Source organism: Streptomyces sp. MMCC 100 (genome assembly GCF_041538145.2).
Lineage (GTDB): Bacteria > Actinomycetota > Actinomycetes > Streptomycetales > Streptomycetaceae > Streptomyces.
Map to the genome: position 1 here is coordinate 1,335,952 of NZ_JBGORK020000001.1, position 14,824 is coordinate 1,350,775.

Annotated in this window: 14 protein-coding genes; 4 read left to right on the top strand and 10 right to left on the bottom strand. The window is 74.1% G+C overall.

Going from position 1 to position 14,824, the window contains the following annotated elements; all coding sequences use genetic code 11:
• Positions 1 to 38: 38 nt before the first annotated feature.
• From ABS735_RS06125 to ABS735_RS06140, 4 genes are all read right to left on the bottom strand, one after another.
• Positions 39 to 902: a hypothetical protein gene (locus ABS735_RS06125; protein ID WP_373901814.1), complete on the bottom strand. Its 864-nt coding sequence runs from the start codon at positions 900 to 902 to the stop codon at positions 39 to 41.
• Between the two features lie 158 nt (positions 903 to 1,060).
• The gene (locus tag ABS735_RS06130) at positions 1,061 to 2,044 is read right to left on the bottom strand and encodes an N-acetylmuramoyl-L-alanine amidase (protein WP_373901815.1); all 984 of its coding nucleotides are present in this window, start codon (positions 2,042 to 2,044) and stop codon (positions 1,061 to 1,063) included.
• A 22-nt stretch (positions 2,045 to 2,066) separates the two neighbouring features.
• Complete coding sequence (locus tag ABS735_RS06135) at positions 2,067 to 2,747, bottom strand: class I SAM-dependent methyltransferase (RefSeq protein WP_373901816.1); 681 nt, start codon at positions 2,745 to 2,747, stop codon at positions 2,067 to 2,069.
• Between the two features lie 140 nt (positions 2,748 to 2,887).
• Positions 2,888 to 4,648, bottom strand: a complete 1,761-nt coding sequence (locus ABS735_RS06140; RefSeq protein WP_373901817.1) for an MFS transporter — start codon at positions 4,646 to 4,648, stop codon at positions 2,888 to 2,890.
• Between the two features lie 252 nt (positions 4,649 to 4,900).
• Between ABS735_RS06140 and ABS735_RS06145 the strand changes: the two genes are divergently transcribed.
• Entirely contained in the window at positions 4,901 to 6,334 is a 1,434-nt protein-coding gene (locus tag ABS735_RS06145) for an MFS transporter (protein WP_373901818.1), read from the top strand.
• Positions 6,335 to 6,584: 250 nt separating this feature from the next.
• Here the strand turns inward: ABS735_RS06145 and ABS735_RS06150 are convergent, their stop codons facing one another.
• From ABS735_RS06150 to ABS735_RS06165, 4 genes are all read right to left on the bottom strand, one after another.
• The gene (locus ABS735_RS06150) at positions 6,585 to 7,217 is read right to left on the bottom strand and encodes a response regulator (protein WP_373901819.1); all 633 of its coding nucleotides are present in this window, start codon (positions 7,215 to 7,217) and stop codon (positions 6,585 to 6,587) included.
• Between the two features lie 90 nt (positions 7,218 to 7,307).
• Positions 7,308 to 8,534, bottom strand: a complete 1,227-nt coding sequence (locus ABS735_RS06155; protein ID WP_373901820.1) for a sensor histidine kinase — start codon at positions 8,532 to 8,534, stop codon at positions 7,308 to 7,310.
• A 36-nt stretch (positions 8,535 to 8,570) separates the two neighbouring features.
• Entirely contained in the window at positions 8,571 to 9,287 is a 717-nt protein-coding gene (locus tag ABS735_RS06160; protein WP_373901821.1) for an ABC transporter permease, read from the bottom strand.
• Entirely contained in the window at positions 9,284 to 10,279 is a 996-nt protein-coding gene (locus ABS735_RS06165; RefSeq protein WP_373901822.1) for an ABC transporter ATP-binding protein, read from the bottom strand. Before ABS735_RS06165 ends, ABS735_RS06160 begins: the two co-directional genes overlap by 4 nt.
• Before the next feature lie 140 nt (positions 10,280 to 10,419).
• On the opposite strand from ABS735_RS06165, the gene ABS735_RS06170 reads away from it, so the two are divergent.
• Complete coding sequence (locus tag ABS735_RS06170; protein WP_373901823.1) at positions 10,420 to 11,340, top strand: MaoC/PaaZ C-terminal domain-containing protein; 921 nt, start codon at positions 10,420 to 10,422, stop codon at positions 11,338 to 11,340.
• A 158-nt stretch (positions 11,341 to 11,498) separates the two neighbouring features.
• Here the strand turns inward: ABS735_RS06170 and ABS735_RS06175 are convergent, their stop codons facing one another.
• Together ABS735_RS06175 and ABS735_RS06180 are read right to left on the bottom strand one after the other, a co-directional pair.
• Positions 11,499 to 11,666, bottom strand: a complete 168-nt coding sequence (locus tag ABS735_RS06175) for a hypothetical protein (RefSeq protein ID WP_373901824.1) — start codon at positions 11,664 to 11,666, stop codon at positions 11,499 to 11,501.
• 97 nt (positions 11,667 to 11,763) lie between these two features.
• Complete coding sequence (locus ABS735_RS06180; RefSeq protein ID WP_373901825.1) at positions 11,764 to 12,993, bottom strand: hypothetical protein; 1,230 nt, start codon at positions 12,991 to 12,993, stop codon at positions 11,764 to 11,766.
• 232 nt (positions 12,994 to 13,225) lie between these two features.
• Here ABS735_RS06180 and ABS735_RS06185 point away from each other — a divergent pair, with 232 nt between their 5' ends.
• Entirely contained in the window at positions 13,226 to 14,083 is an 858-nt protein-coding gene (locus ABS735_RS06185; RefSeq protein WP_373901826.1) for a Nif3-like dinuclear metal center hexameric protein, read from the top strand.
• Positions 14,080 to 14,823 (top strand): zinc ribbon domain-containing protein, encoded by a 744-nt coding sequence (locus tag ABS735_RS06190; RefSeq protein ID WP_373902317.1) that lies wholly within the window; start codon positions 14,080 to 14,082, stop codon positions 14,821 to 14,823. Before ABS735_RS06185 ends, ABS735_RS06190 begins: the two co-directional genes overlap by 4 nt.
• Position 14,824 lies beyond the last annotated feature (1 nt).

The following is a 14,824-nucleotide window of genomic DNA, read 5'->3' on the forward strand; positions in this document are numbered from 1 at the left end:
GATGGGGGGCCGTTGAGGCTTCGACGGGATGGGCGCGGTCAGCCGCGCTGGATGCCCGAGGTGTCCTGCAGGACGCCGCGGCGGCCGTCCTGGGTCTGGGCGACCAGGTTGGCGCCGCGCTGCTCGACGGCCAGGTACCAGGTGCCCGGCGCCAGTTCGGCGATCGGCGTCGGCGAGCCGTCCTCCGCGAACAGCGGACGCGGCACCGGCACGGCGAACCAGAACGGGGAGAAGTCCCCGGCCGGCTGCGCCTGCGCCTGCTGCGGCGCCTGCGGCTGACCGGGCTGCGGCTGCCCCGGCTGCGGCTGGCCGCCGAAGGACGGAACCGGCTGACCCGGCTGACCGGGCTGTCCCGGCTGGCCGCCGTACGGCTGCTGCTGGGCACCCGGGTAGCCGTAACCACCCTGGGGCTGGCCGCCGTAGGGCTGCGGCGCGGCCGGACGAGCGGCCGGGATCAGGGAGCCCTTGAGAGCGGGAACCAGCGGCGTGGCCACGGCCGCGGCGGCCATGACCAGCGTGGCGACGAGGGCGAGGATCAGGCCGATACCGGCCCCGATGTTGTCCAGGCCCCCGTCGTTGTCGAAGGCGCCCGCCGGGTCGAAGATGTTGCCGAGCGCGCACCACGCGGCGAACACCGTGAACGCGACGCCGAACTGGCCGAGGTCGAGACCGGCCACCTTCTTGGGCTGCGGCATGGCGCGGTTCACGACGACGAGCGCGGCGCCGATGACGCCCGCCAGGACGACACCGAGCACGACCGAGCCACTGCCCCACAGGCTGGGGATGTCGGCGCTGTCCGGCGCCCCGTCGATCGAGTAGATGTCGAGGAACGACGCGATCAACAGCAACACCGCTGCTCCGATCACCACGCCGTCGCCTCGAGTGAGGGAGCGGATATTCACTTCAGGTCCTTCGTAGGTCGTCTCGTCGTCGGTAGAGGCGTCGCTGTCACGATGGCGCCGAAAGGTTCCGGTGTGAAGCGCGGGGGTGGCCCCTCATCGTACGGACGACACTATCGTCCGGACCTCGGGGCTGTCCGCAGGGATCGGGACGCCGGTCACTACCCGCGCAGAAAACTCACGATCCCCTCAGACATCCCTTGCGCCGCCTTCTGCCGCCAACTACCGCTGGTCAGCAGCGCCGCGTCCTTGCTGTCGCGCATGTTGCCGCACTCGATGAACACCTTCGGAACCGTTGACAGATTGAGACCGCCCAGGTCCGTGCGCGTGACCAGGCCGGTGCCGTCGCCGAGGTAGTTGGACGGTGCGGAGCCCGTGACGCGCACGAAGGCGCCCGCGACGTTCTTGCCCAGTTCGGCGGAGGGCGCCACGATGGCGCGGTTGTCGGCGGCGCCGTCGTGCACCGAACCCGGCATGATCACGTGGAAGCCCCGGTTGCCCGCCCCCGACCCGTCGGCGTGGATCGAGATCGCCGCGTCCGCGTGCGCCTCGTTGCCGATCCGGGCCCGCTCGTCCACGCAGGGGCCGAACGAACGGTCGCCGTCCTGCGTCAGCTTCACGGTTGCCCCCTGCGCCTCCAGCAGGGTGCGCAGCCGGTGGGCCACGTCGAGGGTGAACTTCGCCTCCGGCCAGCCCGCGTTGGTGGCCGTGCCCGTCGTGTCGCACTCCTTCCAGTGCGTGCCGACGTTCACCTTGCGGTTGATCTCGGACGCGTGCTGGAAGTTGGCGGGGTTGTGGCCGGGGTCGATGACGACGACCTTGCCCTCGAGGGGGCCCGAAGCGGCGGGGCGGGAGGCGGACGGCTCCTTCGAGGTGGGAGCGGGGGAGGAGCCCGCGGGCTTCTTGCCGTCGCCGCCGCCGTCCGGCGAGGCAGAGGCGCTCGAGGACGGCGCCGCCGACGTCCGTACGGCGCCCGCGCGGTCGGCGCCGCCCCCGTCACCGTCGTCCGGGCCGCCGACCGCCGCGTACACCCCCCACCCGAGCAGTGCCCCGGGCACGAGCGCGGCGATCGCCACGGTCAGGGCACGGCGCAGCGGGGAGCGGCGGCGCTGGGGAGGTTCGAAGTCCGGGCCTGTGTACGACACGTCAGCGACTCTAACCGCGCCGTCAGATCCCCGTGCCGGTTCGCCGCAGGACGCGCAGCGAGTCGGTCACGGAGACCTCGGTGAACGCGCCGGATGCGAGGGCCCTGAGGTAGACGCGGTACGGGGCCTGGCCGGTGAACTCGTCGGCCGGGTCGGGGAAGACGTCGTGGATGACCAGCAGGCCGCCGTCGGCCACGTGCGGGGCCCAGCCCTCGTAGTCGGCGTTCGCGTGCTCGTCGGTGTGGCCGCCGTCGATGAAGACGAGGCCCAGCGGGGAGTTCCAGACCGCCGCGACCTGCGGCGAGCGGCCGACGAGGGCGACCACGTGCTCCTCCAGGCCGGCTCGGTGCAGGGTGCGGCGGAAGGTGGGCAGTGTGTCCATCACGCCCAGCTCCGGGTCGACCGTCGCCGGGTCGTGGTAGTCCCAGCCCGGCTGCTGCTCCTCGCTGCCCCGGTGGTGGTCGACGGTGAGCGCGGTGACCCCGGCCCGGCGGGCCGCGTCGGCGAGCAGCACGGTGGAGCGCCCGCAGTACGTGCCGACCTCCAGCAGCGGCAGCCCGAGCCCGCCCGCCTCCACGGCGGCGGCGTACAGAGCGCGCCCCTCGTGCGCCGGCATGAACCCCTTCGCGGCCTCGAAGGCGGCCAGGACTTCGGGGGACGGGGACGGGGAGGGGGAGGAGGCGGAGGCGGGGGCCGCGGTCATGGGGGCCTTTCGGTGGTCGTGCGTCGAACGTCGTGCGTTCTGCGTGGTGCGTGGTGCGGGGTGTGCCGGCGCCCCATGCTGCCGTACCCCCCGCCGCGTGGTGCGACAGGGGGTACGGGGCCGGGAGGGGCGGGTGAGGGTCAGGCCGGGACCGTCTCGCCCGGCAGGGACAGGTCCAGGTCGACCGGGCGGTCGCCGCCGTGGGTCGCCGCGTGGGCGAGCGGGGCGTGGCCCGCGGCGCGGGCGGCCAGGACGTACGGGCCCCGCGCGGGCACGGCGAGGGCGTAGCTGCCGTCGCCCGCGGAGAGGGTCGCGCCCGCCTGCCGTCCGTGCCGGTCGATCAGCGTCACCTTGGCACGGGCGACGGGAACGCCGTCGGCGGCCAGGACCCGGCCGCGGAAGCCGTGCGGAGGCTCCTCCGCGGCGCCGGCGAGGGCCTGCTCGGCGCGGGCCAGGTTGGCGTCCTCCTCGCTGCTCGCGCGCAGCTGGGAGACCCCCGCGGGACTGCGACGCGGGAGGAAGAAGGCCAGCACCAGGCCGACGGCGACGGCGGCGGCCGCGATCAGGAAGGAGACGTGGAAGCCTTGCATGGTCGGGACGGCGACGCCGCCCACGTCGTTCGCCGTGTTGGCGAGCACCATGCCGATGACGGCGCTCGACACCGACGTACCGATGGACCGCATCAGGGTGTTGAGGCCGTTGGCCGCGCCCGTCTCCGAGGCCGGGACCGCGCCGATGATCAGCGCGGGCAGGGAGGAGTAGGCGAGGCCGATGCCGGCGCCGATCAGCACCGAGGTGACGACGGTCTGCCAGGCGGCGCTCATCAGGCCGAGGCCGCCGGCGTAACCGATCCCGATGATCACCAGGCCGATGATCAGCGTGGTGCGGGGGCCGTAGCGGGCGGACAGGCGGGCGTAGACCGGCGCGGTGAACATCATCGTCAGGCCCAGCGGGGCCACGCACAGTCCCGCGACGACCATCGACTGGCCGAGGCCGTAGCCGGTCTCGGAGGGCAGCTGGAGGAGCTGCGGCAGGACGAGGGAGATGACGAAGAAGGAGACGCCGACCATGATCGAGGCGAGGTTGGTGAGCAGGACCTCGCGGCGGGCCGTGGTGCGCAGGTCGACCAGCGGGGCCGCGACGCGCAGCTCCATCAGGCCCCACAGGAGCAGCACCACGACGGCGGCGGCGAACAGGCCGAGCGTGGTCGGCGACGCCCAGCCCCAGTCGCTGCCCTTGCTGATCGGCAGGAGGAAGAGGATCAGCCCGGCGGACAGACCCAGCGCGCCCGGCAGGTCGAAGGAGCCCTTGGCGCGCAGCGGGGACTCCGGCACGACCAGGAGGGTCAGGGCGATGGAGAGGGCACCGAGACCGGCGGCGCCGAAGTACAGGGCGTGCCAGTCGGTGTGCTGCGCGACCAGGGCCGCGGCGGGCAGGGCCAGGCCGCCGCCGACGCCGATCGAGGAGCTCATCAGCGCCATCGCCGAGGCGAGCCGCTCACGGGGCAGCATGTCGCGCATCAGGCCGATGCCGAGGGGTATCGCGCCCATCGCGAAGCCCTGGAGCGTACGGCCGACGATCATCGGGACCAGGGCTTCGGTGAGCGCGCTGAGCAGCGCGCCGACGACCATCACCGACAGGCTGGCGATCAGCATGCGGCGCTTGCCGAACAGGTCGCCGAGCCGGCCCATGATCGGCGTGGCCACGGCTCCGGACAGGAGCGTGGAGGTCAGTACCCACGTGGCGTTGCTGGGTGAGGTGTCCAGAAGTCGGGGCAGGTCCTTGATGACCGGGACCAGCAGGGTCTGCATCACCGCGACGACGATGCCCGCGAACGCGAGCACCGGGACGGTGGCCCCGCTCGCTCGCCGCACGGGCTCGTCGGTCGTCGTGTGGGACATGGGGTGGGGCCTCCAGGCCGGGAGTCGGCGAAAACACGTTCGCGGTCTTGCGGTCTTGTGTTGTGTGCAGGCTGAACCTCGTGCGCCGGGGCAACTATTCCGTTGCTTCGAGTCCCTAACTAATTCTTGACCTTCTCTTGGGAACGCGCCTGCACGCGGTTCACCGGCCGGTCGCCTAGGTCTCAGGACCCAGGACGGCGGGGGACCAAAAACCGATGCAAGGGGCAGACCCGGGTTGAGACCATGACACCTATGCTCGAAGCCACCGGCACCACATCCACCGCCCGACGAATATCCCCGCGCCGCACGCCACCGACCTGGCTGGTCGTGGCGCTCGCCTGCGCCGGACAGTTCCTGGTCGTCCTCGACGTGTCCGTCGTCAACGTCGCCCTGCCGTCGATGCGGACCGACCTCGGGCTGAGCGCCCAGGGACTCCAGTGGGTGGTCAACGCCTACGCCATCGCCTTCGCCGGGTTCATGCTGCTCGGCGGGCGGGCCGGTGACCTGTACGGGCGCAAGCGGATGTTCCTGGTAGGGCTCGGGCTCTTCACGCTGGCCTCGCTGGGCGGCGGGCTCGCCCAGGAGGGCTGGCAGCTGCTGGCCGCACGGGCCGTGCAGGGCCTCGGCGCGGCCGTACTCGCCCCCTCGACGCTGACGCTGCTGACCGCCGCGGTGCCGGAGGGCGCGGCCCGGGCCCGCGCCATCGCGACCTGGACCGCCGTGGGCGCGGGCGGCGGTGCCGCGGGCGGTCTGGTGGGCGGCGTCCTGGTGGACGGGCTGTCCTGGCGCTGGGTGCTGCTGATCAACGTGCCGGTGGGCGCGGTCGTGCTGGCCGGCGCCGTGCGGTGGCTGACCGAGAGCCGGGGCGGCGAGCGCCGCCGCCTCGACCTGCCGGGCGCCCTGCTGGTGACCACCGGACTCGCCACGCTGGCCTACGGTATCTCGCAGACCGAGTCCGAGGGGTGGACGGCGGGCGCCGCGCTGCTGCCGCTGCTCGCCGGCCTCGTACTGCTCGGGCTCTTCCTCCTGGTCGAGGCGCGGACGGCGGCCCCGCTGATCCCGCTCGCACTGCTGCGGCTGCGGTCGGTGGCGTCGGCGAACGTGGCGATGCTGGTGTCCGGCTCGTCGATGTTCTCGATGTGGTTCTTCATGACCCTGTACGCGCAGAACGTCCTGGGCTACTCCCCGCTGGAGGCCGGCCTCGCCCTGGTGCCCAGCTCCCTCGCGGTGATCCTCGGCTCGAAGGCGGCCCCGCGGTTCCTGCCGGCGCTCGGGGCCCGGAACGTGGCCGTGCTCGGCGCGCTCGTCGCGTCCGTCGGCTTCGGCTGGCAGTCGACGATGACCGTGGACGGCGGCTATCTGACCGCGATCATGATTCCCGGCGTGCTGATGATGCTGGGCGCGGGCCTGACGGCCACCCCGCTGGCCTCGCTGGCCATCTCCGGCGCGGCTCCGGGGGACGCCGGACTGGTCTCCGGGCTGATCAACACCTCGCGGACGATGGGCGGTTCGCTGGGACTCGCGGTGATGTCGACGATCGCGGCGGCCCGCTCCGGGGGCGAGAGCGCCGGTCCGGCGGCCCTGACGGACGGCTACGCGCTGGTGTTCCGCACGGCGGCGGCGGTTCTGGTCGCGGCGGCGGTACTGATGTGGGCGTGGCTGCCGAAGACGCGCGCCAAGGACTGAGCGCCCCGAAGGGGCGCGGGGAACTGCGCGGGCGACCCCCACCGGCCCGCAGCCGACGCACCGCCGAACCCATCCCCCTGCCGAGCCGCGCGCAGCGCCTCCGCCCCGCTCAAACCCACCCCCGCTGCCGAGCCGCGCGCAGCGCCTCCGCCCCGCTCAAACCCACCCCCGCTGCCGAGCCGCGCGCAGCGCCTCCGCCCCGCTCAAACCCACCCCCGCTGCCGAGCCGCGCGCAGCGCCTCCGCCCCGCTCAAACCCACCCCCGCTGCCGAGCCGCGCGCAGCGCCTCCGCCCGGTTGCGGGTACCGGTCTTGCCGATCGCGGCGGACAGATAGTTGCGGACCGTGGACTCGGACAGATGCAGCCCCGCGGCGATGTCCGCGACCGTCGCACCGTCCGCCGAGGCGCGCAGCACGTCGCACTCCCGGCCGGTGAGCGGACTGGGCCCCGCACTGAGCGCGGCCGCGGCCAGCGCCGGGTCGACGACCGTCTCACCGGCCAGCACCCGGCGGATCGCACCGGCCAGCTCCTCCACCGGGCCGTCCTTCACCAGGAAACCGGCGGCACCCGCCTCCATGGCCCGCCTGAGGTAACCGGGGCGGCCGAACGTGGTCAGGATCAGCACCCGGCAGCCGGGCACCCGCTCCCGCAGCTCGGCGGCGGCGTCCAGGCCGCTCAGACCCGGCAGTTCGATGTCGAGCAGGGCGATGTCGGGGCGGTGCGCGAGCGCGGCGGCGACGATCTCGTCCCCGGCCGCCACCTGCGCGACCACGTCGATGTCCGCCTCCATCCCGAGCAGCAGCGCGAGCGCGCCGCGCATCATGCCCTGGTCCTCGGCGAGGAGGACACGGACGGGGTGGGCGCGGGGGGTCTCGTCGGTCACGGGGCAAGGGTAGGGCGCACCGGCCGTACGGACGTACGAAGGCCCGGGCGGCGGCCGTACTGGGGCCCGGGGCGTCCGCCCGCCCGGGAGCTACGCCGGTGCGCCCACCGGCCGTTCCTCCTCCCGCACCGGAAGCTCCGCCGTCACCGAGAAGCCGCCCCGCGGCTCCACCCCCGCCGTGAGCGAACCACCCGCGGTGGCGAGGCGCTCCGTGAGGCCGGTCAGGCCCGTGCCCGGACCCTGCGTGGGCCCCGCCACGCCCGTGCCGTCGTCCGTGACCGTCAGCCGGACCCGGTCCGCACCGCCCGAGACCGCGATCTCGCAGCGGCTCGCGCCGCTGTGCCGTACGACGTTGGTGACCGCCTCCCGCACCACCCACCCCAGCAGCGCCTCCGTCTGCGGCGGCAGCGGCGGACCGGAGCGGCGGACCACCGCCTCCACGTCCGCCGCGTCCAGCGCCGAACGGGCCCGGTCCAGTTCGGTGCCGAGGCTGCCCTCCCGGTAGCCGGTGACCGCCTCGCGGACCTCGGTCAGCGCCTGGCGGCCGACCGACTCGATGTCCGTGATCTGGGTCAGCGCCGCGTCCAGGTCCCGGGGCGCCAGCCGGCGGGCGGCCTCCGACTTGACCACGATCACCGACAGCGTGTGCCCCAGCAGGTCGTGCAGGTCGCGCGAGAACCGCAGCCGCTCCTCCGCCACCGCGCGGGTGGCCAGTTCCTCCCGGGCGGCGCGCAGTTGCCGTACGGCGTCGGACAGGCTCAGGATCGCGGCCGTCACCATCGTCGAAAGGAAGGTCGCGTAGGCGATGTTCAGGCCGTCCCAGCCGTCCCAGCCGTCCCGGACGCCGGCCACGACACCCGCCACCGCCGTCAGCGACCAGCCCCACCGGCCCAGCCACCGCCCGCGCAGCGCCGCCCCGGCGGCGAGGCCCAGCAGCGGGAAGAACAGCAGCCAGCTGCCCCCGTACGCCAGCGCCATACCGCAGGTCACCAGCGCCATGGCGGCCAGCGCCAGCCGCGTGGACGGCGACTCGCGCGTCTCCTTGTCGAAGGAGCGGAACGCCACATAGATGTAGAGGGAGTTGAAGACGAACAGTCCCGCGCCGCCGATCCAGGGGTTGGACGTCCGCCCGTGGAAGATGTCCGCCAGGCTGCCCAGGCCCATCAGCAGCCAGGGCAGCAGCGTGAAACCGGTGGGCGGCGGACCGACCCGCTCCGGCCGCTCGCCCGACCGGTCCACCGCCTCGGACTGCCGTGCCAGCTGCCACGCGTCGAGTCGGCACGACACCCTGCGCAGCCGCCCTCGGATCCCGGTCATGGCTGTCGGCTCCCTTCCGCTCCGCGCCCGCGGCGCTCAGTCGTTCGCCGCGCCGCGGCGGTAGGACAGGACGGCGTACACGCCGAAGGCCAGCAGCCATCCCGCCAGGACGAGGATTCCACCTACGGGAGGTGCCTGGCCGGTGGCCACCGAAGTGCCCAGCTGAGCGAAGCGGTTGCTCGGAGTGAAGCCCGACACCGTGCGCAGCCACTCCGGGAACAGCGCCAGCGGGAACCACAGGCCCCCGATCACCGCGAGGCCCAGGTTGGCCACCATGTTCGCCACGCCCGTGGTCTGCCCGGTCAGCCGGTAGCCGTTGCCGAGCCCCAGCAGCGTGAACGGCACCGATCCGAGCCAGAGCAGCAGCGCCAGCGCCGCCCACTGCCAGGCGTCCAGCCGCACGCCGTTGATCAGGCCGCCCGCGCCGAGCACCGCCGCGATCGCGGGCAGCACGGTGACGGAGGAGGTCAGGGCGCGGCCCACGACCACCTGGTGCGGCAGCATCGGCGTCACCCTCAGCTGCCGCAGCCAGCCGATCGCCCGGTCCTCGGCGACCCCGCCGCCGGTGTTCAGGGCCGAGCCGACCGCGCCGTACGCGGCCATGCCGACCATCGCACCCGTCTTCCACTTGCCCGCGTCGTCCCCGAGGTTGGTGAACAGCAGGTACATCAGGACCGGCATGGCGATGCCGCCGATCACGAAGCCGGGATCGCGCAGCGTACGGCGCGTCTCCAGGACCAGGTAGTCCCTCATCGCATGCTCTCCTTCTCCGGTGCCGGTGCCGGTGCCGGTGCCGGTGCCGGTGCCGGTGCGGGTGCGGCGGGTGTCGCGGGTGTTGCGGGCGCCGGCACCGGGGTCGTCAGGGCCAGGAACGCGTCGTCCAGGGACGCGGGGGCGACCTCCAGGCCGCGAATCGCGCCGAGTTCCGCGAGGGCGATCACGGTCGCGTCGGAGTCGTCGGTGCGCAGCAGCGCACGGTCCCCGCGCACCTCCAGCGAGCGGACCCCGGGCAGCAGCGTCAGGTCGTCGGTGGGCCGGCCGGCCAGGTCGAAGGAGACGCGGCTGCCGCCCGCCGCCCGGCGCAGCTCGTCGCCGGTGCCGTCCGCGACGACGCGCCCCCGGTCGACGACCAGGATCCGGTCGGCGTGCGCGTCGGCCTCCTCCAGGTAGTGCGTGGAGAAGAGGACCGTGCTGCCACCCCGGGTGTAGGCCCGCATCGACTCCCAGAAGGCGTGCCGGGCCTCCACGTCGAGGGCCGCCGTCGGCTCGTCCAGGACCAGCAGGTCGGGGCGGCCGGCCAGCGCGAGGGCGAACCGCACCCGCTGGACCTGTCCGCCGGACAGCCGGTCCACGCGCCGCCCGGCCAACGCGGCGATCCCCGCCAGCTCCAGGGCCTGCCCGACGGGCATCGGCGCCGGATAGCGGCCGGCCACGAAGGCGACCAGCTCGCCCACGGTGACCCGGGGGACCGCCCGCGCCTCCTGGAGCATGGCCCCCACCCGGCCGGCGCGCACGGCACCCTCCGGAGGACCGCCGAACAGCTCCACCGTGCCCGCGTCGGGCGGGCGCAGGCCGAGCAGCAGCGCGATCGCCGTCGACTTGCCCGCGCCGTTGCGGCCGAGCAGCGCGACGGTCTCGCCGCGCTCGATGCGCAGGTCCATGCCGTCGACGGCGCGGACGTCGCCGTACGCCTTGGCCGCTCCCGCGAAGGAGACGGCGGGGGTGGTGCCCTCTGTCGGTGTCATACCGATGACGCTACGGAGCCGGCGGGGGCGTACGGCAGATGCGGTTGTCCGGTGTTCGGCAGGACAAATGTCATGGGTGGCGGGCGTCCCGTACGGTGACCGGGACAGCAGGGACGCGGGGGAGACGAGCCGGGAGAGCCATGCCCATCGACGCAGCCGGGGCGCTCGCCGCCGCACCCCGGGTCCGCGAGATCGCCTGGGACCACAAGGACGTCCAGCTCTACCACCTCGGCATCGGCGCAGGCCGGCCCGCCACCGACCCCGGCGAGCTGCGCTACACCCTGGAGTCCCGGCTGCACGTGCTGCCGAGCTTCGCGACGGTGGCCGGCGGCGGCGCCCCGGGAGTGATCGGCACGCTGTCCATGCCCGGCGTCGACGTCGACCTCGCCCACGTCCTGCACGGCGGGCAGCGGCTGCGCCTGCACCGGCCCGCCGTCCCGGTGCGGGGCAGGGCGCGAGCGTCCTCGCGCGTCGTCGCCGTGCACGACAAGGGCAGCGCGGCCGTCCTCGTCCTGCGCACCGAGGTCACCGACGCCGACGGACCGCTGTGGACCGACGAGGCCGAGGTCTTCGTGCGCGGGGAAGGCGGCTGGGGCGGTGAGCGGGGCCCGTCCGGCCGCCCCTCGCCGCCGCCCGCCGAGCCGGCGGACCACGTCGTCGAACGGGCCGTACGCGAGGACCAGGCCCTGCTCTACCGGCTCTCCGGCGACCGGAACCCCCTGCACGCCGACCCGGAGTTCGCCGCGCGCGCCGGCTTCGAGCGGCCCGTCCTGCACGGGCTGTGCACGTACGGCGCCGCGCTCAAGGCGGTCGTCGACACGCTGCTGGACGGTGACGTGACCCGGGTGCGCGCGTACCGCACGCGGTTCGCCGGGGTGGTGTACCCGGGGGAGACGCTGCGGGTGCGGATGTGGCGGGCCGCCGGGAGGGGGCGGGAGGAGACGGAGCGCGGCGACGCCGGGGAGGCGCGGGGGGCGCTGCGGGAGGTGCGGGTGGCCGTGAGCGCCGTCGAGCGCGGTGACGCGCCCGTCCTAGCCGACACGGTCGTCCGGTACGGGTAGGGGATCGACCGGTACGGGTAGGGGATCGTCCGGTACGGGCAGGGGGATCGTCCGGTACGGGCAGGGGTCCGGGCGACGACAACGGCCCCGTCCGCCGGATGCGACGAACGGGGCCGGAGCCGCTTGCTTTCGTGTGTGCCCGTGCCTTGTCCGTGCCGTCAGGCGGCCGTCCCGGACTCCTCGGCCGGCTTGCGGTGGCGGCCCTGTGGAGTCGCCTCGCCCTCCTGGCTGGAGACCGGCCCACGGTGCTTGCCGTGGCCGGCGTCGATCTCGGAAACGTCGGCACCGGCGGCCTGCTTCGGCTGGGTCGTGCTGGTGTCGTTCATCGGAAGGAATTCACCCCGTCAACATGATCTTTCCTACAGCCGGGCGAGTCTAACCGGCACACCTCGGGACGGATCCAGGCGGCCACGCCAACCGGCACTACTTCGTTACAAGCCGTGCCAGCGGGGCCTGTTGCAGTGGTACGGGGCGCGGCTGCGCGGGGGCGGGAGTGCCCGCCGTGCCCGGTTCACCCGACTCGTCCGGAGCTGATTCCTCGGCATGTGCCGCATTCCCTGCGTGCACCGCGTTCTCCGCGTTCTCCGCGTTCTCCGCGCCCCGAGGCTGCTCGCCGCCCGCGTCGGGCGCGACCAGCCGGGCCACACCGCACGGCGACCGCGGCGTCGAGCACGGCAGCCGCAGCTCCCCGTCCGGCGTCCACAGCCCGGCGCCCGTCAACCATCCCTCGGGCGCCGGAAGATGACGCACCTGCCGCTCGGCGGGCCGCCACACTCCGACCCAGCTGCCGAACGCGCCGTCCACGCGCAGCGCCACCGCGCAGCGTTCCGGAGTCAGCACCTGCCCCGGCTGGATCGCGAACGGCGTCACGACGCAGTCCGGCAGCCGCAGGCACTCCGGGAACCGCACCGGCAGCGTGCTGCCGAGGACGCCCCAGCCGAGCCGCTCCCGCCCCGGCGAAGGGGCGTCCGAGCGGATCAGCACCAGCCCGCTGTCGGGGTCGGCCAGCAGTATCCGGTCGTCGCTGTCCGGGGCGATCTGCAGCAGCGGCGACACCTCGCCGTCCCGCTCCAGGTCCACCACGACCGCCTTGGTGCGCCCGCCGGTCTCCCGGTCCACGGCCAGTATCCGGCCCGTGCGGTCCAGCCAGACACCGCCCGAGCAGCGGCCGGGGATCTCGGCCACGCGCTCGGGTCCGAAGGCGCCGCCCGCGACCTGCCACAGCACCGTCGAACGCGGACCGGCCGCGAGGGCGTACGCCCGTTCACCGCCCGGAACCGGTGGCAGCAGCCGCATCCCCGCGGTGTCGGCCGGGCACTCGACCGCGCCGAGCGGCAGCTCGCCGGTGCCGGGTCCGGTCGGGTACAGCAGCGCGAAGACGTGCCGGCCGGCCGCGACGCGGTGGACCAGGACCCGTCCGTCGCCCATCGGCCGCACCTCGGTGCCGGGCTCCTCGGGCTGGTTGCCCGGCAGTGGCACCGCGTACGGCTCGGGGCCGTCCAGGGTCCAGCGCTCCGGGTACCAGGCCTCGCCGCTCCCCCCGCTCCGGGCGAGACGCGCGGCGTAGGCACCCTCCGCGGTGATGCTGCAGCCCACCTTCGGGGCCCCGCTGTCGCCGGGGTTCGCCGAAGGCTCGATCGCACAGGCCGTCATCGTTCGGTCACCTCCGGCGACGAAGCTAGTTATCGCACGCACGGGCGGGGGACCGGCGGCGGTCCCCATCACACATACGTGTGTCACAGGAACGATTCGCCTGAGGGAAGGGCACGGTGTGTGCTGTGCCGGACCGGGCGGCCGCGGCGGCGGGCGGCGTGTGCGGCTGCGGCGGGCTGCGGCGGGCGGCTGCGGGTACAACGGCGCAGAACCTCCAGGTAGCCTTGCATGCGTGCCCCGTCTGTCAGAAGTCATCGCCGCGCTGGACAACCTGTGGCCCGCCGAGCGGGCCGAGTCCTGGGACGCGGTCGGCACCGTCGTGGGCGACCCCGACCAGGTGGTCACGCGGGTCCTGTTCGCGGTGGACCCCGTCCAGGAGATCGTCGACGAGGCGGTGAAGCTCGGCGCCGACCTGCTCGTCACCCACCACCCGCTGTATCTGCGCGGGACGACGACGGTCGCGGCGTCCACCTTCAAGGGCCGTGTGGTGCACACCCTGATCAAGAACGACATCGCCCTGCACGTCGCCCACACCAACGCCGACACCGCCGACCCGGGCGTCTCCGACGCGCTGGCCGGCGCCCTCGACCTGAACGTCGTACGGCCCCTGGTGCCGGACCCGAGCGACCCCGAGGGGCGCCGCGGCCTGGGCAGGGTGTGCGAGGTGCAGCACCCGCTGACGGTGCGCGAGCTGGCCGCCCGTGCCGCCGAGCGGCTGCCCGCCACGGTGCAGGGCATCCGCGTCGCCGGCGACCCGGACGCGACCGTCCGCACGGTCGCCGTCAGCGGCGGCTCCGGCGACAGCCTCTTCGACCACGTACGGGCGGCGGGCGTCGACGCCTTCCTCACCGCGGACCTCCGCCACCACCCCGTTTCGGAGGCCCGCGCCCACAGTCCCCTCGCGCTGCTCGACGCGGCGCACTGGGCCACCGAGTGGCCCTGGTGCGAGCTGGGCGCCGCCCAGCTCGACGAGATCTCCGACCGCAACGGCTGGGACCTGAGGGTCCACGTCTCGAAGACGGTCACCGACCCCTGGACCGCCCACGCGGCGTCCGCCCCGACCTCTAGCGCAATGGGAGCCCCCAACTGAAAGCCGCGCCCGCCGACCAGATCCGACTCCTCGACGTCCAGGGCCTCGACACGCGCCTCCAGCAGCTCGCGCACAAGCGCCGGTCCCTGCCCGAGCACGCCGAGATCGAGTCGCTGACCAAGGACCACACCCAGCTGCGCGACCTGCTCGTGGCCGCGCAGACCGAGGAGAGCGACTGCGCCCGCGAGCAGACCAAGGCCGAGCAGGACGTGGACCAGGTGCGCCAGCGCGCCGGCCGCGACCAGCAGCGCCTGGACTCCGGCGCCGTCACCTCCCCGAAGGACCTGGAGAACCTCCAGCGCGAGATCGCCTCCCTGGCCAAGCGCCAGGGCGACCTCGAGGACGTCGTCCTGGAGGTGATGGAGCGCCGCGAGTCCGCGCAGGAGCGGGTCGTCGAGCTGACCGAGCGGGTCGGCGCGGTCCAGGGCAAGATCGACGACGCCACCGCGCGCCGCGACGCGGCCGTCGAGGAGCTGGACGGCGAGGCGGCCTCGGTGACCAAGGAGCGCGAGGTCGTCGCGGGTTCCGTCCCCGACGACCTGCTCAAGCTCTACGACAAGCTGCGCGAGCAGCAGGGCGGCGTCGGCGCGGCCAAGCTGTACCAGCGCAGCTGCCAGGGGTGCCGCCAGGAGCTGGCCATCACGGAGCTGAGCGAGATCCGTTCGGCGGCGCCGGACACGGTCGTCCGCTGCGAGAACTGCCGCCGCATCCTGGTGCGTACGGCCGACTCCGGGCTGTAGG

What these genes read in the sequence shown, in the direction of transcription:
- ABS735_RS06155 (WP_373901820.1), bottom strand. Translation starts at nt 8,534, where the DNA reads ATGACCGGGATCCGAGGGCGGCTGCGCAGGGTGTCGTGCCGACTCGAC.
- ABS735_RS06145 (WP_373901818.1), top strand. Translation starts at nt 4,901, where the DNA reads ATGCTCGAAGCCACCGGCACCACATCCACCGCCCGACGAATATCCCCG.
- ABS735_RS06170 (WP_373901823.1), top strand. Translation starts at nt 10,420, where the DNA reads ATGCCCATCGACGCAGCCGGGGCGCTCGCCGCCGCACCCCGGGTCCGC.
- ABS735_RS06140 (WP_373901817.1), bottom strand. Translation starts at nt 4,648, where the DNA reads ATGTCCCACACGACGACCGACGAGCCCGTGCGGCGAGCGAGCGGGGCC.
- ABS735_RS06165 (WP_373901822.1), bottom strand. Translation starts at nt 10,279, where the DNA reads ATGACACCGACAGAGGGCACCACCCCCGCCGTCTCCTTCGCGGGAGCG.
- ABS735_RS06175 (WP_373901824.1), bottom strand. Translation starts at nt 11,666, where the DNA reads ATGAACGACACCAGCACGACCCAGCCGAAGCAGGCCGCCGGTGCCGAC.
- ABS735_RS06160 (WP_373901821.1), bottom strand. Translation starts at nt 9,287, where the DNA reads ATGAGGGACTACCTGGTCCTGGAGACGCGCCGTACGCTGCGCGATCCC.
- ABS735_RS06180 (WP_373901825.1), bottom strand. Translation starts at nt 12,993, where the DNA reads ATGACGGCCTGTGCGATCGAGCCTTCGGCGAACCCCGGCGACAGCGGG.
- ABS735_RS06135 (WP_373901816.1), bottom strand. Translation starts at nt 2,747, where the DNA reads ATGACCGCGGCCCCCGCCTCCGCCTCCTCCCCCTCCCCGTCCCCGTCC.